Raw genomic sequence first — 21950 nt, forward strand, 5'->3', positions numbered from 1 at the left:
CGCATCGTTGAGTTCCGACGTCCGCCCTGGCGACCCTCCGAACGGGTGTGCCGCACGTGAACGTAGCGACAGCCGCAGGCCAGGTCAACAGTCGAGTGGCCTGGGTCACAACCGTGACCCGATCGGGATATGCGGAGCTGCGTACCGCTAACCGGCAGATGGGCGGGAGCGCGCCGGTGTCAGGGCAGCGATCACCTCTTCCGTCGATCCTCCGGAACGGGCCAGCTCGACGATCTGCCGAGCGACGTCCCGCACGGGGACGTTCGTGTCGTTGGAGATGCTGCGCAGGCGCGCGAACGCCTCTTCGGCGTCGACGTTCATGACGAAGGCGATCACGCCCTTGGCCTGCTCGATGGACGCACGCGTCGCCGCTGACGCGCGGATCGACTCGTTCGCCACCTCGTTCGCATGAGCCTTGACCGCAGCGGTCACATCGACGAAGTAGCCGACGAGTGCACCGACCTGGCGTGTGTCAGGGTCGCGGCTGCCCTGCCCGACGACGGTCAGTGTCCGCTCGCGCCCCCGGGCATCCATGATGCGGTGCACACTGCTGAACGGCTTGCCCGTCACCGCGGCAGTCGCCAGGACGCGGGACACACGGGCACGGTCGGCGGGATGCTTGTGAGCGAGGATGAGAGCCGTGGTCACGACTACCTCGCCGGGCTCGAAGCCGTGGATCTGGAACGTCTCGTCCGACCACCACCACGCCTGCGTGGCCAGGTTGTAGCGGTAGCGCCCTACTACGTGGTTCAGCCCGAGCGTGAGAGCACGCTCGATCTCCAAAGGCTCAGCGGTCATCTGTGCAGTCCTCCTGCGCGTGGTGCGCCGATGAGCCGCGGCCTGACTCGATCCCGAGCGTAGCGGTTGATCCACCGTCACCGGAACCCGAGGAGAAGATCAGTGCCCTACGAACGACGAGGCCCCGGCCAGCGTTTCCGCTGGCCGGGGCCTCGTCCTGCTGTGCGCCCGAAGGGATTCGAACCCCCAACCTTCTGATCCGTAGTCAGATGCTCTATCCGTTGAGCTACGGGCGCCTGTCGTACTACTTGCCACCTGCCTGCCGTTCGCACGGCCGACCGACGAGAACATTACCGCCTGTTCGGCGCGGGCCCAAACTCAAACCCACGATTCCCGAGGAGAACTCCGTCACAGCCCTCCGCAGCGCTCGGTCCGCGAGCTGAACCGACGTTCCGAAGCCTCTGACAGAAAAGGCCCCGGGCGTCACGCGCGGCCGGGACCTTCCTGGCGGAGACGGAGGGATTTGAACCCTCGAACGGGTTGCCCCGTTACCACCTTAGCAGGGTGGCGCACTAGACCTGACTATGCGACGTCTCCTCGCGGCGGCTCTGCTCAGGCAGGGCCATGCCGCGCGGCCCAGGCTACCTGCCGTACGGCGAACTGAGCAAAGCGGAGGAGCCGACGGCGCCCCGATCGGCCCCGCATCGCCGTCATCCCGCCGATTTTTTCTTGTGAACACGTTGCCGGCCGGGACGGGTACAGCTCCCGGACCGCCGCCCATCACCCCGTGGTGCTCGTATTTCATGCCGCGTCAATAGCGAGTACATTCGCAGACATGGACTACGACGTCTTGGTGATCGGGTCGGGCTTCGGTGGCAGCGTGGCCGCCCTCCGCCTCACCGAAAAGGGCTACCGCGTGGGCGTGCTCGAGGCCGGCCGGAGGTTCGAGGACCACGAGTTCGCCGAGAACTCCTGGCACCTCAAGCAGTTCCTGTGGGCGCCGGCGCTGGGCTGCTACGGGATCCAGCGCGTGCGCCTGCTGCGCAACGTGCTGTGTCTGACGGGCGCAGGCGTGGGCGGTGGTTCCCTGGTCTACGCCAACACGCTCTACCGTCCGCTCGACCCGTTCTACGCGGACCCTGCGTGGTCCCACATCACCGACTGGAAGACCGAGCTCGCACCGTACTACGACCAGGCGGAGCGCATGCTCGGCGTCGTCCAGTACCACGGCCGGTCCCCCGCCGACGAGGTCGTCCGGAGCGTCGCCGAGGACATGGGTGTCGGCCACACCTTCCGCCCCACCCGCGTGGGCGTGTACTTCGGGCCCGGTGGCGCCGAGTCCCCGTCCCCGGGGCAGTCCGCCCCGGACCCGTTCTTCGGCGGCGCCGGCCCGGAGCGCACGGGCTGCACCGAGTGCGGCGAGTGCATGACCGGCTGTCGCCACGGCGCCAAGAACACCCTGGTCAAGAACTATCTCTATCTCGCTGAGCGTGCGGGCGCCGAGGTGCACCCGCTCACCACGGCCCACGGCGTCCGCCAGCTGGCCGACGGCAGCTACGAGATACGCACCCACCGCACCGGCAGGAAGTGGGGCGTCAAGCGCACCTTCACCGCCCGGCAGGTGGTCCTCGGAGCCGGCACGCTCGGCACCCAGCGCCTCCTGCACGCCATGAAGGACTCGGGCACCCTGCCGCGGCTGTCGGAGCGGCTCGGGCACCTCACGCGGACCAACTCGGAAGCACTGCTCGGCGCGATGACGCACAAGGTCGGCGCGACGGACTACTCGCGCGGCGTCGCCATCACCTCGTCCTTCTACCCGAACGAGAGCACCCACATCGAACCCGTGCGCTACGGGCACGGCTCGAACGTCATGGCGGCGCTGCAGCACGTCCTGGTCGACGGCGGGCCGTTCCGGTTCGCTCGCTGGATCGGCGAGCTGGGCAAGAACCTGAAGTGGCTGCCCGTGCTGATGGACTGGCGCCGCTGGTCCGAGCGGACGGTCATCGCGCTGGTCATGCAGGCTCACGACAACTCACTGGTCACCCTCACCAGGCGTTCGCCGTTCGGCCGGTTCATGACGTCGAGGCAGGGCACCGGCGCACCGAACCCCAGCTGGATCCCCGAGGGGCACGAGGCGGTACGCCGCATGGCCGACAAGCTGGGCGACGGCGAGGTCGAGGGCGTCGCCGGCGGTACCATCGGCGACCCGTTCAACATCCCGCTGACAGCGCACATCCTCGGCGGCTGCGCGATCGGGTCCGACGCCGGGAGCGGCGTCGTCGACCCCTACCTGCGCGTGTACGGCCACGACGGCCTGCACGTCATGGACGGGTCGGCGGTGACCGCGAACCTGGGCGTGAACCCGTCGCTCACCATCACGGCCCAAGCCGAGCGTGCCTGCGCGCTGTGGCCCAACGCAGGCGAGCCGGACGCCCGTCCGGCCCTGGGATCGTCCTACGTACCCGTGGAGCCGGTGCGCCCTGCCTCCCCGGTCGTGCCGGAGGCGGCGCCGGCGGCGCTGCGCCTGCCCATCGTGGGCATCAGCTGACCGCCAGGACCGCGAAGTAGGGCGCCTGTCCGGCTTCTCCACGGTTTACCCGTGCAGAAGCCGGACAGGCGCCCTACTTCGCGGTCCTCAGCGGAGGGCGAGGGATTCGAACCCCCGGTGCGTTGCCGCACAACAGTTTTCAAGACTGTCACATTAGGCCGCTCTGTCAGCCCTCCTCGCGCCTCACGTCCCGAAGTACATCGGGAAGGGCGGCGCGGCCACACAGTCTAACGCCCAACGAGACAGCGACGGCGGGCCGCCCACCCGGGTGGCCCGCCGTCCGCTGAATGCTGGAGAGTCGCTCAGCCCTGCGCCTGTGCGCCGGACCGGAGCTGACGCATCGCGAGCTGGACCAGCGCGATCAGCGTCTGCTTGGTCGCCGCCCGGGAGCGCGCGTCCGTGTAGAGCATCGGCACGTGCGCGGGGATCTGCAGTGCTTCGCGCACGTCCTCGAGCCGGTGCTTGGCCACGCCGTCGAAGCAGTTGACGCCCACGACGAACGGGATGTTGCGCGACTCGAAGTAGTCGATCGCCGGGAAGCACTGCTCCAGGCGGTCGGTGTCGACCAGGACGACCGCACCGATCGCACCGCGTACCAGGTCGTCCCACATGAAGAGGAAGCGGTCCTGGCCCGGGGTGCCGAACAGGTAGAGCCACAGGTTGCCCGGGAGCTCGACACGGCCGAAGTCCATGGCCACCGTGGTGGTGGTCTTGCGGTCGGTGACGCCACCTGCGTCGTCGACGCCGACCGAGTGCTCGGTCATGGCGGCTTCGGTGTTCAGTGGTTCGACGTCGGAGATCGAGCCGATGAACGTCGTCTTACCGACGGCGAAGCCACCGGCGACGACGATCTTGACGACCGTGGGCGCGGTGCGCTCGGCCGCGGGCTGAGCACCAGGAGCGGTCTGCGCGCCGGCGTTGCCGGCCGGAGCCTGCTGCATCACCGGCGGAGCAGGCTGCGCCTGCGCCGGACGGGACGCCTGTGCTGTGGGCGCCGGAGCACCGCCGCCACCACCCAGCACGCTCTGGCGCGCAGGCGTGCTCGAGGAAGCGGTCGCGGTGCCGGCGTTACCCGACACCGGGGCCCAGTTGGGACCGCTGCGGGCCCCGCCGTCAGAGGGCGGAAATGCCATTCAGAACACTCTCCAAGACGCTCAGCGACAGGCCCGAGTTCGAGCTGCCGTGGCCTGTGTGGACGTTAACCGGTGTCGAGGTGTGTACGGTCACGTGCCCTTCCTCCTGCATGTCCGCCACGAGAATCCGGACGACACCCAGGGGCAGCCGCAGAAGGGCCGAGAGCTCGGCGATCGACACGTAAGTGTGCGCGGCGTGCTGGAGGATCGCGCGTTTCTCGGGTGGCAACCCAAAACTGCTTACAGCGCCTGGCAATACCTCAACGAGGGCCTCAAGCGGCAGGTCGGAGAGCTCCGACCGTACCCGGCCTCCGGTGACCGCGTAGGGGCGCACGGTGGACGTCTCACGGACGTCCCCCTGCCCCTGGGAACCGAAAGGTGCGTACGTCATGGTCGAGTCCTCATCCCACGCTGGCGGCTCGGGTCTGCCCATCGACCGGGAGGCTGCCACGCATCTCCGAGATCAGCTGCGGCGTGAGCGTGGCTTCGGTGCGGGACACCAGGAGAGCCATCTCGTAGCCGATAAGACCGATGTCGCACGTAGCCTCCGCCACCACGCCGAGCACTGACCCGTTCGAGACATTCATCAGGAAAAGGAAGCCGTTGTCCATCTCGATGATTGCCTGACGGACATTACCGCCGTTGAGCTGACGAGATGCTCCACGCGTAAGGCTTGACATACCCGAAACGATTGCCGCGAGCTGATCACCGCTCGTCCGGTCCAGCTGGTCGGACATCGCCATGAGCAGGCCGTCTGCCGACACGACCAGCGTGTGCCGGCTGCCAGGAACCGTACGCACGAAGTTGTCGAGCAGCCACCCGAAATTCGTTGCTTCGGTGCTGAGGGTCACTCTCTGTTCCTCCTAGTCAGAATCCACAGACGCGCTTGCTTGTCACCGCGACTGCGGCGCTGAGTCAGGGACATGATTCACGGTCGAGGGTGCCCACGTCGAGTCCCCATCGGCCTTCTTGCCGTTCGCGTTCCCCGTTTCGCCCTCTTCGACGGACTCCGAACGACCACGGGCAGTGGCCGACTGGAACGCCGAGAGACGTGAGCGAAGCTGCTCGGGATCACGGTCGATGCGAGCCGAGAGGCGCTCGACAGTGGGATCCGCCCCGGTGCCGGAGGCACCGCGAGTGCGGCGAGTCAGACCACCGTTGGCAACCTCGGTGTTGACGGCTGCCGGACGGTACGAGTCGTTCTCCTTCACATCATCTTCCTGGAAAGCCCCTCGGCGAAGGAGGCTCGTCATCTCCTCGTAGAGGACCGCCGAAGCCGTCCACTCCGACCGTGCCTCCACCGAGTCCCGCACGTACTCCGGGTCGAGCGGGTCCTTCCCGTCGCCGTCCGTGCCGGCGGCCCGCTTGGCGAGCGGCGCAGGCGAACCGTACGTCGGGTCGTACACAGCACCCGTCGGGTACGGCTCGCTGAACTCGCGGATCGGCTCGCGAACCGGGGCCTCGAAGGACTGCTGCACTGCCGCCATCGGCACGGCCTGTGTGGCCGGGCCCGAGTCGAACGAGGTGGGTGCCCGCTCCGGCGCCGGGGCCGGAGCCGGTGCCGCTGCGCGCGGCGCCGCGTCGACGAACGGGTTGCTGCCGTGGGTCGGAGCCGGAACGGTCGCATGCGCCTGGGTGGGCATCGGAACCGTGCCGCCCGGGGGAGCGCTCGGCACGGCAGGCATCGCCGACGTCAGCGACTCCTGGACCGCCCGCTGGTAGCCCTCCTGGTATCCCCGCTGGTAGGTCGGGTCTGCCACGGGCTGCTGCGGCTGCGCCGGGGCAGGAGCCTGGACCGGGAAGGCCCCGGTCATCGGCCCCGCCGCCTGCGGCGCGGGAACGCCCTGCGGTACGTACGGCGCCTGGAAGTCCTGCGGCACCTGCAGGTCCTGGAAGTCCTGCGGCGGGGCGCTGGGCGTCTGGAAGTTCTGCGGCGGCAGGTTCTGCCCCTGCAGGTTCTGCGCCGCCTGGAAGCTCTGCGTCTCCACGTTCGACGCACCGAACGCGGGCACGTCCGCGGCAGGGCTGCTCACGGTCTGGATCGGACGTGATGCCGGCCGCTCCTGCGGCTGGTAGGCACGCAGCTCGCCCGTGGCCGGCTGGCCCGGACGGCGACCGAACAGGCCGCGCTTCTGCTGGGCCGGCTTGGCACCCTGCTGGGCGCCCGATGCGGTCGAGCGACGGCTCGGGAGGTCCGCCATGAGCTCTTCGAACGCGGGCAGTGCCTCGAAGGACGAGTCCGGCCCCTGCAGGCCGTCCGCCCCGAAGCCCTGCGACTGCTCGTCGTCGCCCTGGAACGAGCCACCGAAGCTCGCCGGCGGTCCGCCGAAGCTCCGGGCCGGAGCCGGTGCGGCAGGCGCCTGAGCGCCTCCGGCAGCCGGGAACCGCATGACGTCGGTGTCGGACATGCCCGGCAGCGCGGCCGGGTCCTGGGTCACCGGGTCGAGCTGCAGCGACTGCGGCCCACCGGCGTCCGGATCGATCGTGTTCAGCGAGCGGAAGCTCGAGAAGAGCGCACTGCGCTGGTCGACGTCCACCGCGACCGGCGTGGTCTCCTCGAAGACCGGTGCGATCGGCTCCTCCGGCTGCTGCGGTGCCCGCTGACGGCTCGGGAGCGAGCTGCCCTCGGACACGTTCGACGGCGGTGCCCACGCGTTGTCGTCGCCCTGGTACTCCTGCGGGAGCGACGGCGTCTGGATCTCGGGCAGGACTATCGAGCCGGTCGGCGTCGTCTCCGCCATCGGCTGAGCCGCGGTCGAGCTGCGGCGCCGAGCCAGGCCGAGCGCCGTCGTACCGTCCGTCAGCGCGTTGATGTCGACCTGCTGCGCGACGGGCGCCGGCTGCGCCGCGAAGGCGGCAGCGGCGATCTGCGACGTACCGGTCGGGACCGGCAGGCCGCCCTGCTGCGGGAGAGAGGTCGTGGCCGGCGACGCCGCCGAGACGGCCGACGAGCCGAAGGCGTTGGCGGGTGCACCGCGCATCGCACCGGTGCCCGGGCCGGTGGCCAGGCCACCGTTGAACTGCGAGGCGGCCGCCTGCGTGTTGGCCTCCAGCGGGTCCGTGGGCATCGGCAGCGGCATGGCGTTGTCCGGCATGAACAGCACAGCCGGGAAGCGGACCGTCACCTCGGTGCCGGTGCCACCCTCGCCGACGCCGAACTCGACCTGGGCGCCGAGCCGGTCGGACAGCCGACCGACGACGTAGAGGCCGAGGCGCTGGGCGCCGACGGCGTCCGACGCGGCGTGGCTGAGCACCTTGCGGTTGGCCTCGGCGACCTCAGCGGGGTTCATCCCGAGGCCGTGGTCGCGGACCACGACGGTGACGAACTGCTCGTCACGCGCGGTGGTGACCTCGACCGGGGTGTGCGGCTCGGAGAACATCGTCGCGTTCTCGAGGAGCTCGGCCAGCAGGTGCGCCGCGTTCAGCGCGTTGTGGCCGAGCATCATCGGGTCGACGACGAGGTTCAGGCGCACCCGGTCGTACAGCTCGATCTCGGAGGACGCCGTACGGATGACGTCGGAGACCGGCATGGGCTGGCGGACGCGACGACCCGAGTCGATGCCCGCGAGGACGAGGAGAGACTCCGCGTTGCGGCGCATCCGGGTCGCGAGGTGGTCGAGGCGGAACAGGTTCGACAGCGTCGACGGGTCTTCCTCGGAACGCTCGAGGTCGTCGAGGAACGCGAGCTGCCGGTTCAGGAGCACCTGGTCGCGGCGGGCGACGTTGACGAACATCTCGGCGATCGAGCCACGGAGAGCGGCCTGTTCACGGGCCACGTCGATGGTGGTCCGGTTGACGTCGTTGAACGCGGCGGCCAGCTGGCCGATCTCGTCCGACGACTCGACGGTGATCGGGTCCAGGTCGATGCTCGGGCCCTGGCCAGGCACCGAGACCTGCTCCACCAGGGTGGGCAGGCGGTCACGGACGACGCCGGCGGCCTGGGTGAGGCGGCGCAGCGGGGAGACCAGACGACGGGCGATGACGAGCGCCGTGATGATCGAGAAGCCGAGGGCCGCGATCGCGATACCACCGGTGAGGTACGCGCGGTTCGCGGCGACGTCGGCCCGCTCCTGCGCGAAGGCCGAGGCGTCCTCGCGGACGGCGTCGCGGACGATGCGTGCCTCGTCGACCCACTTGGCCGACTCGTCGCGGAACGCCCCGGCCTGTGCGTCCTGGATGGCCGCGAGGTCACCGCGCGCGATCTGGTCACGAACGCTGCCGTAGATGCCGTCCATGCCGGGGACCTGGTAGTCACCCGGGATGCGGTCGTACAGGTCCTGCGTCTCGTCCCACTCGCGGTCACCCAGGTTCACCAGGTCCGCCGCGCGCAGCGCCAGGGACCGGGAGGCCGCCTCGCCCTCCGGGTGGTTCTTGAAGATCCCGAGCGTCATGGCGACGACCGGGCGCTCGTAGGTGTTCGTGAGCATGAGCTGGTCCATCGAGTGGTACGCCTCGAGGCGGGTACCCAGCTGACGGTCCTCGGACGTGTCCGCGATGGCGTCCATCACCTCGAGGGCCCCGTCGATGTAGCCGCCGTACGCCTCGGTCGCCGCCTGCTCGGTGAGCCGGCCGGCCGCGACCTTCTTCTGCACGTCGGTGATGGCCGCGCGGTCATCGATGGTCTCCGCGACGGCGGTCTTGACGCGCTGGTCCAGCATCGAGATGTCGATGCCGAGCAGCTGCTCGTCGCGCTCGTCGAGTGCCGTGATCGTCTGCGCCTGGGCAGCCGGGGCGGCCCACACCGGGGCGCCGTCCTTGATGACCGGCTCGCCGTTCTCGTCCAGCTCCGGCGTTCCCTGGAGCAGCGCGCGACTGGCGTCCTCGCCTGCGTCACCGTTGTCGATCATCGCCACGATGTTGAGCGACCGTTCCTGCGCGAAAGTCGTGCCTGCCGCGTCCTGGTACTCCAGCGCGGCGACGAGATCACTCGTCTGCTGCGCGCGCATCGCGTCGACCACAGACAGGCCGATGATGTACGCCGCTGCGATGACCAGGACGATGGCAGGCGTGACCAGTGTCGCAAGAACTTTCCCGCGCACTCCCAACCTGCGGAACATGCGTACCTCTCTCCATCACTGATCCGGAAGGGGGTGGCGTGCTTCTGCTCGCCGAGCATCCCTCGGTGCTGCGTACAAGTTACCGGCACCCGGTTTCCGCTGGCGACCTTCGTGAGGCCACACGGAAGTAGGCTTCATCGATGTGCGAGCCGTCACGATATCTGGACCGGGCCCATCAGGGAAACTCTCCTTTTCATCCCTGAATCACCCGATTGCTGGCCAAAGGGACGTGGTGATCACCGTCGCTGCAGCCGGCGTGAACCGTGCTGACCTGCTCCAACGCGCCGGATACTACCCCCCTCCGCCGGGTGCGCCCGACTGGCCGGGTCTTGAGATATCAGGAATTGTGAAGCGTGTTGGCCCCGGCGTGTCGCGATGGCGCGCCGGTGACCGCGTGGTCGCGCTGCTCGAGGGCGGCGGTTATGCCGAGGAAGTCGCGGTCCGCGAGACGCAGGTGCTCCCGGTTCCCGGCGGCATCGACCTGGTCGATGCGGCGGCCCTTCCCGAGGCCGCGTGCACGGTCTGGAACAACCTCGTGGACGTCGGCCGGCTGCGCGCCGGGGAGTGGGTACTCGTCCACGGCGGCTCGGGCGGCATCGGCAGCTTCGCGATCCAGGTCGCCCGGGCGCTCGGCGCGCACGTGGCCGCGACGGCCGGCGGACCCGAACGCACCGCCCGCTGCGCCGAGCTCGGGGCCGACCTGGTCATCGATCACCGGGAGCAGGACTTCGCGGACGAGATCCGGCGGGCGACCGACGACCGAGGTGCGGACGTGGTGCTCGACCTCCTCGGCGGTGGCGCGCTCGGCGACAACGTCCGAGCGCTGGCCAGGGGCGGGCGCCTGGTGGTCATCGGCATGCAAAAGGGTCGCCGGGGCGAGCTCGACCTCAGCGAGCTCCTGGCCCGGCGCGGGACGGTCACCGGGACGCTGCTCAGGTCCCGGCCTGCCGACGAGAAGGCGCGCATCGTTGCCGATACCGAACAACACGTCTGGCCGCTGGTCGCGGACGGGCGCGTGCGGCCCGTGGTGCATGCCCGCATCCCGTTCGCGGAGGCCCAGTCCGCGCACGACCTGCTGGAGTCAGGGGAGGCGTTCGGCAAGGTTCTGCTGGTGCCCTGATCACGGTGTGCCTATATATAGGCATGGTCGACAATTTCGGCCGCGCCGAGATGCTGCAATGCGGACGACAGGAAATCCGGGCAAGACTGGACTCATGACCGATGAGCGAGCCATCCCCCAGCCAGACGAACGGCGCGACGACCGTCCCGAAGCAGCACCCACCGTGCACCCTCAGGTGGTGACGCCAGACGGCGCCGCCGTGCCGTCCGGACGCAAGCCCGAGGGCGCGGCAGAGGACGCGGCCAACGAGGCCGAGGCCGTCGTGGGTCAGGTCGAGGAACCGGCAAAGGTCATGCGCATCGGTGGCATGGTCAAGCGGCTGCTCGACGAGGTGCGTGACGCCCCGCTCGACGAGGCGGCACGCACCCGCCTGGCCGAGATCCACGAGCGCTCGATCCGCGAGCTCGAGGACGGCCTGTCCCCTGACCTCGTCGACGAGCTGCACCGGATCACCCTGCCGTTCTCGGACGACTCCGCGCCGTCCGACGCCGAGCTCCGGGTGGCGCAGGCGCAGCTCGTGGGCTGGCTCGAGGGCCTGTTCCACGGCATCCAGACGGCGCTCGTCGCGCAGCAGATGGCTGCCCAGGCGCAGCTCTCGCAGATGCGCCGTGCGCTGCCGCCCGGCTCGGCGGCGTTCGGCCCTGGCGGTCCCACCATGCCCGGCGCGCAGGACGAGGAGCCCGGCGGCGAGCGCCGGACCCCCGGCCAGTACCTGTGACTCGCTGGTCCTGACGCGTTCGCCCTGCCGGTCCCCCCGGGGCCGGCAGGGCGGGGTGCTCAGAGGTCGGAGGGGTCTACCAGAAAGCCATCCTCGTCGGCGATCTCGCCTCCCGCCGCGGCGTGGACGGCGCCGGCAAGGCGGGCCACCAGCTCCGCAGCGCGCTTCCGCGCGACTCGTAGCTCCATGGACGGGAACTCGCGCTGCGACTCCACGAGGTCCTGCGGCTCCCAGTGCACCCAGTAGCGCACGGCGCCCTGCTCGGCCCACGGCAGACCGCGCAGCAGGCGCGGCAGCTTCTCCTCGCCGGAGATCTCCACCGAGACGATCCCGTCGACCTCGAGGTCCACGATCAGCCCGTACCCGTCCAGGACCCGCGGACCCGTGAGGGCCTTGATGTCGTAGTCGTCGGCGGCCGCGTGCAGCCTCTTGCGCAGCTCGGGGTCCAGGGGGTCGCCGGGGTAGAGCGGCTTGTCGGCGATGCCCCGGGGCGGGCCGCCCCACTCCTTGCCCTCCATGTGGAGGCGGGCACGCGGGTGCACCTTCTGCAGGATGGTGAGCGCGGCCTGCGGGTCGAGCCAGACGTCGGAGTAGACCGTCATGTCGATGGCCGCGCCGGCGTCAGGGGTGAGCACCACGCCGGCGCCGGGCTTCGCCGTCGGGCTGCCAGGGGCGTCCCAGTGGCCGCCCACGTCCAGGCGGAGGGAGCCGCCCAGCCGGCGCGCGACCGAGACGAGCCACTCGACCAGGCGGCGCTCCTCGCGCTCGGGCATGCCGGCCGCGAAGGCCCGTCCGATGCCGTCGCGGTCGCCCGCCGGGAACGGCACCTCGCCCCGTTCCCGGTGGCAGACGATGTCGAAGGCCATCTCGGCCCCCGGCGGGACGCCGAGATCGAAGCCTTCACCCACGGGCTGGTACGGGCCGTTCATCACGGCGTGCCGCGAGACCCGCAGCACGCCCACCTCCTTGCCCTGCGCGCGACGCACCTGTGGTGCACCCACGACGTTGCCGGGGAGGATACCGGCCGGCACCACGTCCCAGCGGGTAGCGGAGAAGCGAGAGAGGGCGAGGACCTCGATCTCGTCCAGCTCCACGTCGCCAGGCACTGTCAGCACGTGCCGTGCCTGGTGCGCCTGCGCAACCGTGCGCGGCAGGAGCGGAAGCTGGGGAGCGGCCATCGGGGTCCCTTCTGACGTCCAGGTGTGTGTGCCCGGTCCGCGCCGGGCACCCGGGAGCCTACCGCTCGCCGAGTGCTGTCGGCGGCAGTGCCCGGCCCCGGCGGTCAGACCTCGGTACGGTGGAAGTTCTGCGAGGAGCGGGACGCCGTCGGGCCGCGTTGACCCTGGTAGCGGGAGCCGTAGAGATCCGATCCGTACGGGTGCTCCGACGCCGACGACAGCCGGAAGAAGCACATCTGCCCGATCTTCATGCCGGGCCACAGCTTGATCGGCAGCGTCGCGACGTTGCTGAGCTCCAGCGTCACGTGCCCGCTGAACCCGGGGTCGATGAAGCCGGCGGTCGAGTGGGTCAGCAGGCCGAGCCGCCCCAGGGAGGACTTGCCCTCGAGGCGGGCGGCGACGTCGTCGGGCAGGGTGACCGCCTCGTAGGTGCTGCCGAGGACGAACTCTCCCGGGTGCAGCACGAACGCCTCGTCGTTGTCCGCCTCCACCAGGCGGGTCAGCTCCGGCTGGTCGGTCGCGGGGTCGATGAACGGGTACTTGTGGTTGTCGAAGAGCCGGAAGTACTTGTCGAGGCGCACGTCGATGCTCGACGGCTGCAGCATCGACGGGTCGTACGGGTCGAGGACTACGCGGTCGGCCTCGAGCTCGGCACGGATGTCGCGGTCGGAGAGGAGCACCCCGACACGGTACTGGGCCTCCGTCACCACTGCAGCGGCTTGTGCTTCGCGTCCACCGACCAGTAGCCCTTGCGCATCACGAGGTAGAGGATTCCTTCGATGCCGCCCCAGATCGCCGGCACGAACCACGCGTTCCCCAGCGACACCGCGGTGATGAGCAGCATGATCCAGCCCAGGCCCTTGTAGCCGAGGTAGAACCGGTGTGCGCCCACCACGCCGAGCAGGATCCCGAGCAGGCCCGCGGTGATGCGCGACTTGCGCCCCGGTACGTGCTCAGCGGGCGGCGTGGGACGGTCGTAGTCGTACTGCTGCTGATAGTTCGCCGGGGCCGCGCCGGACGGAGACCTGACCGGGCCTGCCGGGGTCTTCGGGGTCTTCGGCGTCTTCATGGCGCGCGTCGCACCGGGTGGCGGCGGAGGGGGCGTCGGCTTGCTCGGCGGACGCGGGGGCAACCGCTTCGTCTCCTGGTAGATCGGCTCGGTGGGCTTCTCGCTGGGATGCTCGCTCACGACTGCTCCGGCTGCTCGGCGACACTCGCTCCGAAGTCCGGTTCGGGCATCCGGGCGAGGTTGGGTATGATCAGGTCGCGCGCCAGGTTCACGGGCGCTGTTGCGGAACCCTAGCGGGATTCTGAAACAGCAGTTACTCGGGCAGAACCGGACGATGCGGGTGTAGTTCAATGGTAGAACTTCAGCTTCCCAAGCTGATAGCGCGGGTTCGATTCCCGTCACCCGCTCCAGCACGAAACCCCTGGTCAGAAGGATCTGACCAGGGGCTTCGTCCGTTCCCGCGGCCGGACCGGCTCAGCGTCGGACCCGCGGTGCCCGTTCTTGAGGGCTGGGTTCAGCCCCGCACCGGCGCAGTCAGGTGCAGGGAGACCGCCAGCCCGCGTTCGGCGGCCGGGACCCAGCCGCTCCAGCACCGCCACACCTGCGGGCCCTCGCTCTCGTGGTGCCCATGACGCTCGGCCAGGTGGAGCATCCTCGCGAGCCGTGCGGCGTCGGCCACCCGTGCGGCTACGACGTCGACGGTCAGCACGCCCACCACGTCGTCCTCGAGGTCGAGGTGGTCGACACCAGCCCGGACGTCCAGGGTGTGGATGTCGAAGATGTGCGCGATCAGAGCGGTGACCCCGACGAGCTCCGCGAGGTGCGCGCCCGGCGTCGGGCAGTGGTCGGCGCCCGGGTCCGCGTCGCAGGAGCCCCCGGTCACGTCGGCCACGCGCGGATCGACCGCGCGGTCCCCCGCAGCTCGGCGTAGACGAACATCTCCATGCCGTTCCAACGGCCCGTCCACACCGTGAAGCCCGGCTTCGTGGCCGGGTAGTCGGTGGCGACGGTGATCCCGAGCTGGGCCGCGATCTCCGCCCCCTCGGCCAGCCGTGCCGGGTGCACGACCAGATGGTCGCGAAACACCTCTACCCACTTGATCCGCGCGTCGCCAACTTCCGCCAGCAGGTCCGCCGCACCAGCCGCTGAATCGGCCAGGCTGCCCGCTATCGTCGCCATCTCTCCCACCTCTCCGCGCCTACCTCTAGGCGCATAGACAGCCTGTTGGGCGTGAACTGGGCGCCGCAACCGCTACGCCGAAAAGTTGCGTATACGCACTGGCTGCGGGTTAGGTGGGTTCCGTGTCTAGAGAGGGACGTGTGACTGCCGCAAGCATCGCCAAGGATCTTCGTGCCGCGATCCGCTCCGGGACCTACAAACCGGGCGATCGTCTTCCGAGCGAAGCAGCGCTCATGTCGAACTACGGCGTGGCGCGCATGACCGCGCGCCACGGCCTGTCGATGCTCAAGGACGAGGGGCTGACCGTCACCCGGCACGGCTCCGGCGTGTTCGTCCGCGCCTTCGAGCCGATCGTGCGGGACACCACAGGCGGCAAACCCGACGGCAGCTCCACGGTGACCGCCGAGATCGACGAGACCGGCGCCGGGCTCACCGTCCGCACGCTCGCCGTCACCGCAGAGGCAGAAGCGCCCGAGAAGGTGCGGACGACGCTCGGGCTCGCCGAGGGCGACAAGGTGACCGTGCGCGAGCGGCTCCACCTGCGCGAGCGCAAGCCTGTGCTGTTCGCGACGTCGTACCTGCCCGCGTCGATAGCTGCCGGAACGCCTATCGCCGCCCAGGAGGTCGGGCCGGGCGGCACCCACGCACGCCTCACCGAGGCCGGACATGCGCCGGTGCGGTTCCGCGAGGACGTAGTGGGCCGGATGCCGACCATCGAGGAGATCGAGGAGCTACGGATCGAGCCTGGCACACCGGTGCTGTCGGTCACGCGCACCGCGTTCACCGAGGACGGCACGCCGGTCGAGGTCAGCTACGTGGTGCTCGACGCCGGCGAGTTCATGCTCCGGTACGACATCGACGGCTGAGACGTTCAGGCCGCCGCGGCCGGTCGGCCACGGCGGCGCCGAGCGCCCCGGTCTCACACGAGCCGGAGCTGTCGCTCCGCGACCCCGATCCGGATCTCCTGTCCCCACGACACCTCAAGCCGGTCGCTCTCCATCCCGTCCCCGAACACGACGAGCCGGTCGGACTGGACGGTGACCACGAGCTCGCCGTCGCCCCCGAGCGTGCCCTCCGTCATCGTGACGCCGGTCGCGGGCGACGGCCAGGCCTCCCGGACGAACCAGGCCAGCGCCTGGTCGGTGGGTGCGGGCAGCCGTCGTCCGCCACGATCGTGCGCGATCGAGGCGGACCAGCCGGTCGCGCCGGTGCCCGTGCTCACGATCAGGCCCGACGACGACTGCCGCTCCGCGCCCTCACCGACGGTCAGCACGTAGCGCGCCGACTGGTGGCTCACGTGCCCCAGGAACAGTTCGTTGACCGCGCGCAGCTCCTGGCCGTCGTCGAGCCGTGCGCGCGCCATCGTGAGCTCGTCGCACCGCACGACGGACGGCGGCTCCCCCGCCCTGCCCCGCGGGTCCGCCAGGCCGGCGATGATGTCCGCGACCGCGTCGGCGTCGTGCCGTACCAGGACGCCGAGGTTGGCCTCCGGCTCCGGATTCACGCCGATCACGAGCTGCCGGTCCAGGTACTTGGCCGCGTTGGCGACCAGGCCGTCCTGGCCCACCACCAGCACGACGTCCTCCGGCGCGAAGAGGAAGCGGTCCAGGTCGGCCCGCTCCACCTCCGCGAGAGCCCAGTCGGACGGCACGCTCGCCGCGACCGCCCGGCGGGCCGACGCCGCGGCCTCGTGCCGGGCCTCGACATCCGCCAGGGTGCGGCCGCGGGTGCGGAGGAAGAACTCCGCCTGGCCACGTGTGGCGTGCCGGTCGAGCAGCTCGTCGAGCTCGGTGCGGCGGTGCACCAGCACCGCCCGGGTGCGCAGACCCACCTCAGCGCTCCGCGGTCGGCGGGCCATCCGACGCCGGTGCACCGGCCGCGGGTGCGGTAAGCGCACCCAGCAGCCCGCTCACCAGATCCGGCGTCACGGTCAGCGAGCCCACGTTCGGCAGGTGGGCCGCGGCCTCGCGCAGGGCGAGCGCCGCGAGCACGTCGCGCCCGACGTTCGCGTAGATCTTCATGAGCGCCGCCTCCTTGGCCGCCTCGGCCTCGCCGAGCTGCCGCAGGGAGGCCGCCTGAGCAGCCGCTGCGATCTCGCGCCGCTCCGCTTCGGACCTGGCCGACACCAGGGCGGCTGCCGCGGCTTCCTCGGCCTCCCTGCGCTTGTTCGTGCCCTCCTGGGCGACGAGCTGCTCGCGCCGGGAGGCGAGCTCGATCTGGCTCGCCAGCTCGTTCTCGGCGATCTTGCGCTCCCGTTCGACGGCGACGGCGCGGCGCTCGTAGGTGGCCCGGTCGGCCTCGGACTGGAGCCGCTCGCGCACGGGCGTGCGCAGGGCCTTCTCCACGTCGCCCTCCGGCCGGACCGCCAGCACGCGCACGCCCAGCACCTCGATGCCGGTCGCGACCAGGCGCGCGTCGTCGCCGAGCCCACCGAGCGCCGTCCGGACCCGTCCGATGCCGGACGCGAGCGCGTCGGCGAGGTCCAGCGTGGCGATCAGGTCGACGGTAAGGCTCTGGGCGAGCTGGCCCACGATGGCACCCACCTGCTGGCGACCGCTCGCCTCCTGGCCCGCGCCGTGGACGGGGAAGATGCCGAAGTCCAGCCGCTGGGAGGCGAGGACGGGGTCACCGAACCGGTAGGTGACGTTCGCCTGCACGCTCACGTCCTGCTGGTCACGAGTGACCGCGTGGAAGAGGACCGGGAGCTCCTGGTCGGTGGCGGGCACCTCGCTGAGCACCGACGTGTCGGGGCGGAACCAGAAGGCCTGTCCCACACCCTCGTGCCGTAGCCGGCCCTTGCTGAGGTGAACCACGTAGTCGCTCGGTGAGCCCAGGAACTTGCGGATCCAGGGGTAGCGCTTGATCGTTGCCATCGTCGACCTCTCCTCGGGTTCTCGTCAGATTGACGATAACCGGCTCTTCGGCTTTTCGTCAAGATGACGAGAATGTACGGTCGATGTCATGGCCCGAACATCACCCGCTCGCACCGCAGTACCCGCCACGGCGGGCTCCTTTCCCGTGACGGTCGACGTCGTGGCGCTCACCGTGCGCGCCGGAGTGCTGCACGTGCTCGTCGTCGACCGGCTCCTGGAGCCGTTCCGGGGACAGGCCGCACTGCCGGGCGGGTTCGTGCTGGCGGACGAGACCCTGGAACAGGCCGCGGGGCGTGAGCTCGAGGAGGAGACAGGGCTGACCGTCCCAGCCCGAGCGGCCGGCGCGGGCCCGTGGCACCTGGAGCAGCTGCGTACCTATGGTCCGCTCGGCCGAGACCCTCGTGGGCCGGTGCTGTCCGTGGCCTACCTGCTGCTCGCCCCCGCCTTCGGGCTCCCGGAGGCCGGTGGCGACGCGGCCGAGGCGCGCTGGGTCCCGGTGATCGAGGAGGGCAGGCCGCTCGCCTTCGACCACGACCAGGTCCTGGCCGACGGCGTCGAACGCGCCCGGGCGAAGATCGAGTACTCACCGCTCGCCGCGGCGTTCTGCCCGCCCGAGTTCACGGTCGCGGAACTGCGCGGAGTCTACGAGGCGGTCTGGGGCACGCAGCTGGACGCGCGCAACTTCCACCGCAAGGCGACCGGTACGCCGGGCTTCCTGGAGCCGACCGGCCGCCTCGGCGGGGGCGGCCCCGGGCGGCCGGCGGAGCTCTACCGGCTCGCGTCCGGCGTGGACCCGGCGGCCGCCGTGCTGCACCCCCCGTTGCTGCGCTCCGTCAGCCCTGGCCGGGCCGCGCCCTCGGCTTGAGCCGCAGATCCGGTAGTGCCGGGGCCCGCAGCGGCCCGCTCGCGTAACCCTGGACCTGGCCGAACCGGCGTCCGGCGGCACCCGCGGCGTAACCGGTCGGTCCACCGTCCGGTCCCGAGGGGTCCAGCTCGGCGACCAGCGCCATCCAGTCGTCGCGGGCCCGCGCGATGTCCTCGTGCGTGCGGCCCATGAAGTTCCACCACATGATGACGTCCTCGGCGAAGGGCAGACCGCCGATCAGCACGGCTCGCACCGGTGCGCCCCCGGCCGCGCGCACCACGAGGGTGGGCCGCCCGGGCGCCGCGTAGCCAAGGCCGGCCGGCGGCACCGCGCAGCCCTCGAAGGTCACGTCACCGCTGTCCACCAGCAGGGCGTGCTCGTGGTCCGCGTCGACGGCGAGCCGGAGCTCCGCGCCCGGTTCCAGGTCGATCTGCGCTCCCACGAGCGGCGTGTACGTCGTCGCGGGTGAGTCCAGCCGCTCGCCCGCCACCACCAGCTTCCCGATGAACACCTGCACGACGGCGCCGTCGTGCCGCGCGACCGGAAGGTCGCCGTGGTGCTCGAAGTGCGGATCGATGCCGAGGGCCGACCCGGGCAGCGCCGTCCACAGCTGCACACCGTGCAGGACGGGCGGGCGCCCTGCGGGCGACTCCTCCGAGTGCGAGATGCCCACCCCCGCCGTCATCAGGTTGAGCTCGCCCGGCCGGACCGCCTGCAGCGAGCCCACGGAGTCGCGGTGCACGATCTCGCCCTCGAAGAGCCAGCTCACCGTCTGGAGCCCGGTGTGCGGGTGCGGCGGGACCTGCATGCCCTCGCCGACCGAGACGTCGTCAGGGCCGTAGTGGTCGCTGAAGCACCACGCCCCTACGAGGGACCGGGCGCGCTGCGGGATGGTGCGTCGCACGTTCATCGCCCGCGGGCCGCCCAGCGGGACGTCGCGTGGGCTGAGGAGCTCGATGCCGTCGCCCTGCTCGCCCGCCGCGCAGACCTGTTCGGCCGGCCGGGTCTCGAGGTTGCTCATGCGCCGAGCCTAGATCCAGGCGCGGGCCCGCGGGACCCTCCGTCCCGGGACACGGCCAGGGCCCCCGGGGCAGGCCGGGGGCCCTGGCACAACCGCGCACCCGTGGTCCACCCTCAGTGAGGACCAGAGCGCCGTGTCGACGTCACGGCCCCGAAGCATCCGTCAGACCTGGAGCACCAGGCCCGTTCTCCACGGACGTCCGGACGCGGGCGGTCTTCCGGCCCCGTTCAGAACCTGTGGCGTCATCCACAGCCCGCACCGCGGCACGGGACGTCCTGTCGTTCTCCGGTCAACCATGTGTCCGATGCCCGGGCCGGTCGGTACTGCTGCAGCGCACCGCATCTGCACCCGAATCTTCGAACCATTGCCACGTTTCTATCCGCGTGTCGCACGACCGGCAACTGCTCCAGCGTTGTAATTTTCACCCCGCCTTTGCCCACAGTTCTGTCCACAGGAACAGGCGCGGATTTCCCGCACCGCCCACAGGGCTGTGGACAAAATCTGTGGATAACTAAAGGGTGATCAAACCCAGGCGCGGGACCCCGGGGCGCTGCCCGCCGCCGGGTCGCTCCGTGCCTCCAGCTCCTCCGACCCGGTGACGAAGCCACCGTCGTCCACGAGAATCCCCCCGATCCGGCTCTGGAGCGCCACCGCCAGCCGGGCGAGGGAGGCGCGCATGCGGGCCCGGGCGATGACGTGCAGACCGGACGCCTGCTCGAGCTCGAGCTCGTAGGGGTCAGCGGGGGCCCAGCTCAGGCGGTAGGCGAACGGCCCGTAGCTGCGCCAGTCCAGCGCACCGAGCGCGCGCGGCACCCGGTCGACGCGCTCGACGTCGACGACGAGCGCGCCGTCGTACGCGGTGCTGCCGGCGAGCGTGTAGCGCGGCGACCCGTCCGGCGTGGCCTGCTCGGCGGAGACGTCGGCGGTGGCGATCAGCGAACGCAGCATCGGCAGCACGTCGCCCGGCAGGAGCACGTGTGCGGCGTAGAGCGCCACGTTGACCGACGCGGCAGGGTCCGGGACCAGCGGCTGTCTGCCGTCCGTGAGCACCGCGCCACCGGACTTGCGGGCCGCCGCGACCATCCACTGCACTATGCGCAGCTCCTCGCCCTGCGGCAGGGCGTGCGGAAAGGTGCGGGCGATGCCGTCCCGGTCGCCGTACGACGTCGGAGCCGCGCCGCGGACGTCCCGCAGGCCGTCCGCGCGGGCCACCGAGTACGCCTCGGCCTTCGCGGCGGAGATGCTGAGCTCGGCGAGGTGCGCCTCGCCGACCTCGAACGGGCCGGTCGCGACGTGCCCTTCGCCCAGACGCATGACACCAGGCACCAGCGCGTCCGGCTGCGCCATGCCTCGGAACCGGGCACCGGCCATCCGCCGAGAGCTTGAGGTGCGGGTCGGTTCTCGGAGCCACTCGACGTCTGAGAACCACGCGGCAGCAAGTTCGCTGACGGTGACAGGGCCGTTCGTACTGGGCAGGATCAGAATGTGACCCGAGGCGTGTTCCGCTGGAATCACACCCGCCAGAAATGTCATGCGCCGCACTTTACTGCGGCTCACTTTCCGCGATGATGCAGGCATGTTACAAAGAGGAAACACGTTCGTGACAGCAGGAGCGGTTTATTTGGGCAGCGTCCGACATGTATGCCTTTGGATATTCATTGGCGACTGAGTCTCAGTGCAATCGGATAGAAATTCCGCCACCAGCCCTCGCAAGGACGGCATACGAGGGGCTTAGGGCCACCGGCGCCACCAAGGCTCTCCTTGTTGCCGATCCGGACAGGCCCGCACCGCGATCCTGGGTTCCAGTTACCTGACGAAGCGTGCATATGATGTCAGCATGCCCAAGATCATCGGGAAGAGCCTGCACGAGCACCGGCAGATGACCAGGCACAAGCTCTTCACCGCTCTGTCCACGCTCATGGCGGAGCGCGGGTTCGACACCATCACGCTGGCCGACATCGCCGCAGCGGCGAACGTCGGCCGGACGGCCGTCTACAACCACTTCCACGACAAGGAAGCGCTGCTCCTCGGGTTCATCACGCACGAGACCGAGCAGTACGCCCACACGCTGGAGCGCGCGCTCGACGGCGTGGACGATCCCGTGGAGCAGCTGCGTACCTACATCCGCCAGCAGGCTCAGCTCACCCGCGTCTTCCACCTCGCCCCCGGGCCGGACCTGCGGACCGTCCTGTCCCGCGCGACGCTGCAGCGCCTGCGCGAGCACGCCGACATCGTCGAGGCGATCCTCCGACGGATCCTCACGGCCGGGATCGATGCGGGCACGTTCCCGCCCCAGGACATCGAGCCGACGGTGCATCTCGTCAACGCCTGCCTGTCCGGCCGACTCATCCCCGACGAGCCCGTCGCCCGCGAACGCACCATCCGCGCCGCGGAGTCGTTCGTGCTGCGCGCGGTCGGGGCCCGGGAGCGCGTCCCCGCCTGAGCCGGAGGTGCAGCGCAGGGTGGGGGCCGAGGAACGAGGCACCCGCCCGAAGCGGAACCGCAGGCTCA

Annotated in this window: 20 protein-coding genes and 4 tRNA genes; 7 read left to right on the forward strand and 17 right to left on the reverse strand. The window is 70.5% G+C overall.

Going from position 1 to position 21950, the window contains the following annotated elements:
• Nucleotides 1–147 precede the first annotated feature (147 nt).
• The 3 genes from ACQEVI_RS10475 to ACQEVI_RS10485 all read right to left on the reverse strand — a co-directional run bounded on the left by ACQEVI_RS10475 (nt 148) and on the right by ACQEVI_RS10485 (nt 1335).
• Nucleotides 148–798 carry a PAS and ANTAR domain-containing protein gene (locus tag ACQEVI_RS10475; RefSeq protein ID WP_432897909.1) on the reverse strand — a complete coding sequence of 217 codons (651 nt, stop codon included), beginning with the start codon at nt 796–798 and terminating at the stop codon, nt 148–150.
• A gap of 163 nt (nt 799–961) precedes the next feature.
• Nucleotides 962–1034: transfer RNA gene (locus ACQEVI_RS10480), tRNA-Arg, on the reverse strand.
• 209 nt (nt 1035–1243) lie between these two features.
• Nucleotides 1244–1335, reverse strand: a tRNA-Ser gene (locus tag ACQEVI_RS10485).
• Between the two features lie 238 nt (nt 1336–1573).
• Here ACQEVI_RS10485 and ACQEVI_RS10490 point away from each other — a divergent pair.
• Complete coding sequence (locus ACQEVI_RS10490; RefSeq protein WP_432897912.1) at nt 1574–3286, forward strand: GMC oxidoreductase; 1713 nt, start codon at nt 1574–1576, stop codon at nt 3284–3286.
• Nucleotides 3287–3377: 91 nt separating this feature from the next.
• On the opposite strand, the gene ACQEVI_RS10495 is transcribed toward ACQEVI_RS10490, so the two are convergent.
• The 5 genes from ACQEVI_RS10495 to ACQEVI_RS10515 form a co-directional block, all read right to left on the reverse strand.
• A tRNA-Ser gene (locus ACQEVI_RS10495) sits at nt 3378–3462 on the reverse strand.
• Between the two features lie 126 nt (nt 3463–3588).
• A complete protein-coding gene (locus ACQEVI_RS10500) occupies nt 3589–4227 on the reverse strand; it encodes a GTP-binding protein (protein ID WP_377141902.1) in 639 nt (212 codons plus the stop codon).
• Between the two features lie 172 nt (nt 4228–4399).
• Nucleotides 4400–4810, reverse strand: coding sequence for a DUF742 domain-containing protein (locus ACQEVI_RS10505; RefSeq protein WP_020017526.1), 411 nt, complete (start codon nt 4808–4810; stop codon nt 4400–4402).
• A gap of 10 nt (nt 4811–4820) precedes the next feature.
• Nucleotides 4821–5270 (reverse strand): roadblock/LC7 domain-containing protein, encoded by a 450-nt coding sequence (locus tag ACQEVI_RS10510; protein WP_020017525.1) that lies wholly within the window; start codon nt 5268–5270, stop codon nt 4821–4823.
• A gap of 42 nt (nt 5271–5312) precedes the next feature.
• Nucleotides 5313–9476 (reverse strand): ATP-binding protein, encoded by a 4164-nt coding sequence (locus tag ACQEVI_RS10515; protein ID WP_432897917.1) that lies wholly within the window; start codon nt 9474–9476, stop codon nt 5313–5315.
• Between the two features lie 142 nt (nt 9477–9618).
• On the opposite strand from ACQEVI_RS10515, the gene ACQEVI_RS10520 reads away from it, so the two are divergent.
• Both ACQEVI_RS10520 and ACQEVI_RS10525 read left to right on the forward strand, forming a co-directional pair.
• Nucleotides 9619–10596: an NAD(P)H-quinone oxidoreductase gene (locus ACQEVI_RS10520; protein ID WP_432897920.1), complete on the forward strand. Its 978-nt coding sequence runs from the start codon at nt 9619–9621 to the stop codon at nt 10594–10596.
• A gap of 94 nt (nt 10597–10690) precedes the next feature.
• Nucleotides 10691–11314, forward strand: a complete 624-nt coding sequence (locus tag ACQEVI_RS10525) for a bacterial proteasome activator family protein (RefSeq protein ID WP_432897923.1) — start codon at nt 10691–10693, stop codon at nt 11312–11314.
• A gap of 59 nt (nt 11315–11373) precedes the next feature.
• Here the strand turns inward: ACQEVI_RS10525 and ACQEVI_RS10530 are convergent, their stop codons facing one another.
• The 3 genes from ACQEVI_RS10530 to ACQEVI_RS10540 all read right to left on the reverse strand — a co-directional run bounded on the left by ACQEVI_RS10530 (nt 11374) and on the right by ACQEVI_RS10540 (nt 13681).
• Nucleotides 11374–12492: a hypothetical protein gene (locus ACQEVI_RS10530; protein ID WP_432897926.1), complete on the reverse strand. Its 1119-nt coding sequence runs from the start codon at nt 12490–12492 to the stop codon at nt 11374–11376.
• A 104-nt stretch (nt 12493–12596) separates the two neighbouring features.
• Entirely contained in the window at nt 12597–13172 is a 576-nt protein-coding gene (dcd, locus tag ACQEVI_RS10535) for a dCTP deaminase (protein WP_377225883.1), read from the reverse strand.
• A gap of 23 nt (nt 13173–13195) precedes the next feature.
• Nucleotides 13196–13681, reverse strand: coding sequence for a TM2 domain-containing protein (locus ACQEVI_RS10540; RefSeq protein WP_432897929.1), 486 nt, complete (start codon nt 13679–13681; stop codon nt 13196–13198).
• Between the two features lie 156 nt (nt 13682–13837).
• On the opposite strand from ACQEVI_RS10540, the gene ACQEVI_RS10545 reads away from it, so the two are divergent.
• Nucleotides 13838–13911, forward strand: a tRNA-Gly gene (locus tag ACQEVI_RS10545).
• A 104-nt stretch (nt 13912–14015) separates the two neighbouring features.
• Here ACQEVI_RS10545 and ACQEVI_RS10550 read toward each other — a convergent pair.
• On the reverse strand, nt 14016–14393 hold the full coding sequence (locus tag ACQEVI_RS10550) for a hypothetical protein (protein ID WP_432897932.1): 378 nt from the start codon (nt 14391–14393) through the stop codon (nt 14016–14018).
• Nucleotides 14381–14680 carry a hypothetical protein gene (locus ACQEVI_RS10555; RefSeq protein ID WP_432897935.1) on the reverse strand — a complete coding sequence of 100 codons (300 nt, stop codon included), beginning with the start codon at nt 14678–14680 and terminating at the stop codon, nt 14381–14383. The genes ACQEVI_RS10550 and ACQEVI_RS10555 overlap by 13 nt, the downstream gene beginning before the upstream one ends.
• 140 nt (nt 14681–14820) lie before the next feature.
• Between ACQEVI_RS10555 and ACQEVI_RS10560 the strand changes: the two genes are divergently transcribed.
• Complete coding sequence (locus ACQEVI_RS10560) at nt 14821–15546, forward strand: GntR family transcriptional regulator (RefSeq protein WP_432897938.1); 726 nt, start codon at nt 14821–14823, stop codon at nt 15544–15546.
• A 53-nt stretch (nt 15547–15599) separates the two neighbouring features.
• On the opposite strand, the gene ACQEVI_RS10565 is transcribed toward ACQEVI_RS10560, so the two are convergent.
• Nucleotides 15600–16511, reverse strand: coding sequence for a hypothetical protein (locus ACQEVI_RS10565; RefSeq protein WP_432897941.1), 912 nt, complete (start codon nt 16509–16511; stop codon nt 15600–15602).
• A 1-nt stretch (nt 16512) separates the two neighbouring features.
• Nucleotides 16513–17553 carry an SPFH domain-containing protein gene (locus ACQEVI_RS10570; RefSeq protein WP_432897944.1) on the reverse strand — a complete coding sequence of 347 codons (1041 nt, stop codon included), beginning with the start codon at nt 17551–17553 and terminating at the stop codon, nt 16513–16515.
• A gap of 88 nt (nt 17554–17641) precedes the next feature.
• Here ACQEVI_RS10570 and ACQEVI_RS10575 point away from each other — a divergent pair, with 88 nt between their 5' ends.
• Nucleotides 17642–18418 carry an NUDIX hydrolase gene (locus ACQEVI_RS10575; RefSeq protein ID WP_432897947.1) on the forward strand — a complete coding sequence of 259 codons (777 nt, stop codon included), beginning with the start codon at nt 17642–17644 and terminating at the stop codon, nt 18416–18418.
• Here the strand turns inward: ACQEVI_RS10575 and ACQEVI_RS10580 are convergent.
• A complete protein-coding gene (locus tag ACQEVI_RS10580; RefSeq protein ID WP_432897950.1) occupies nt 18387–19439 on the reverse strand; it encodes a pirin family protein in 1053 nt (350 codons plus the stop codon). The two genes, ACQEVI_RS10575 and ACQEVI_RS10580, sit on opposite strands and share 32 nt — an antisense overlap.
• Nucleotides 19440–19961: 522 nt before the next feature.
• Nucleotides 19962–20786 (reverse strand): hypothetical protein, encoded by an 825-nt coding sequence (locus ACQEVI_RS10585; protein WP_432897953.1) that lies wholly within the window; start codon nt 20784–20786, stop codon nt 19962–19964.
• A 490-nt stretch (nt 20787–21276) separates the two neighbouring features.
• Here ACQEVI_RS10585 and ACQEVI_RS10590 point away from each other — a divergent pair, with 490 nt between their 5' ends.
• Complete coding sequence (locus ACQEVI_RS10590; protein ID WP_432897956.1) at nt 21277–21882, forward strand: TetR/AcrR family transcriptional regulator; 606 nt, start codon at nt 21277–21279, stop codon at nt 21880–21882.
• Nucleotides 21883–21950: the final 68 nt, after the last annotated feature.

This window comes from Promicromonospora sp. CA-289599, from assembly GCF_050936155.1.
Classification (GTDB): domain Bacteria; phylum Actinomycetota; class Actinomycetes; order Actinomycetales; family Cellulomonadaceae; genus Promicromonospora.

What these genes read in the sequence shown, in the direction of transcription:
- ACQEVI_RS10570 (WP_432897944.1), bottom strand. Translation starts at nt 17,553, where the DNA reads ATGGCAACGATCAAGCGCTACCCCTGGATCCGCAAGTTCCTGGGCTCA.
- ACQEVI_RS10525 (WP_432897923.1), top strand. Translation starts at nt 10,691, where the DNA reads ATGACCGATGAGCGAGCCATCCCCCAGCCAGACGAACGGCGCGACGAC.
- ACQEVI_RS10555 (WP_432897935.1), bottom strand. Translation starts at nt 14,680, where the DNA reads ATGGCGACGATAGCGGGCAGCCTGGCCGATTCAGCGGCTGGTGCGGCG.
- ACQEVI_RS10490 (WP_432897912.1), top strand. Translation starts at nt 1,574, where the DNA reads ATGGACTACGACGTCTTGGTGATCGGGTCGGGCTTCGGTGGCAGCGTG.
- ACQEVI_RS10475 (WP_432897909.1), bottom strand. Translation starts at nt 798, where the DNA reads ATGACCGCTGAGCCTTTGGAGATCGAGCGTGCTCTCACGCTCGGGCTG.
- ACQEVI_RS10585 (WP_432897953.1), bottom strand. Translation starts at nt 20,786, where the DNA reads ATGGCGCAGCCGGACGCGCTGGTGCCTGGTGTCATGCGTCTGGGCGAA.
- ACQEVI_RS10500 (WP_377141902.1), bottom strand. Translation starts at nt 4,227, where the DNA reads ATGCAGCAGGCTCCGGCCGGCAACGCCGGCGCGCAGACCGCTCCTGGT.
- ACQEVI_RS10580 (WP_432897950.1), bottom strand. Translation starts at nt 19,439, where the DNA reads ATGAGCAACCTCGAGACCCGGCCGGCCGAACAGGTCTGCGCGGCGGGC.
- ACQEVI_RS10530 (WP_432897926.1), bottom strand. Translation starts at nt 12,492, where the DNA reads ATGGCCGCTCCCCAGCTTCCGCTCCTGCCGCGCACGGTTGCGCAGGCG.
- ACQEVI_RS10515 (WP_432897917.1), bottom strand. Translation starts at nt 9,476, where the DNA reads ATGTTCCGCAGGTTGGGAGTGCGCGGGAAAGTTCTTGCGACACTGGTC.
- ACQEVI_RS10575 (WP_432897947.1), top strand. Translation starts at nt 17,642, where the DNA reads ATGGCCCGAACATCACCCGCTCGCACCGCAGTACCCGCCACGGCGGGC.
- ACQEVI_RS10590 (WP_432897956.1), top strand. Translation starts at nt 21,277, where the DNA reads ATGCCCAAGATCATCGGGAAGAGCCTGCACGAGCACCGGCAGATGACC.
- ACQEVI_RS10505 (WP_020017526.1), bottom strand. Translation starts at nt 4,810, where the DNA reads ATGACGTACGCACCTTTCGGTTCCCAGGGGCAGGGGGACGTCCGTGAG.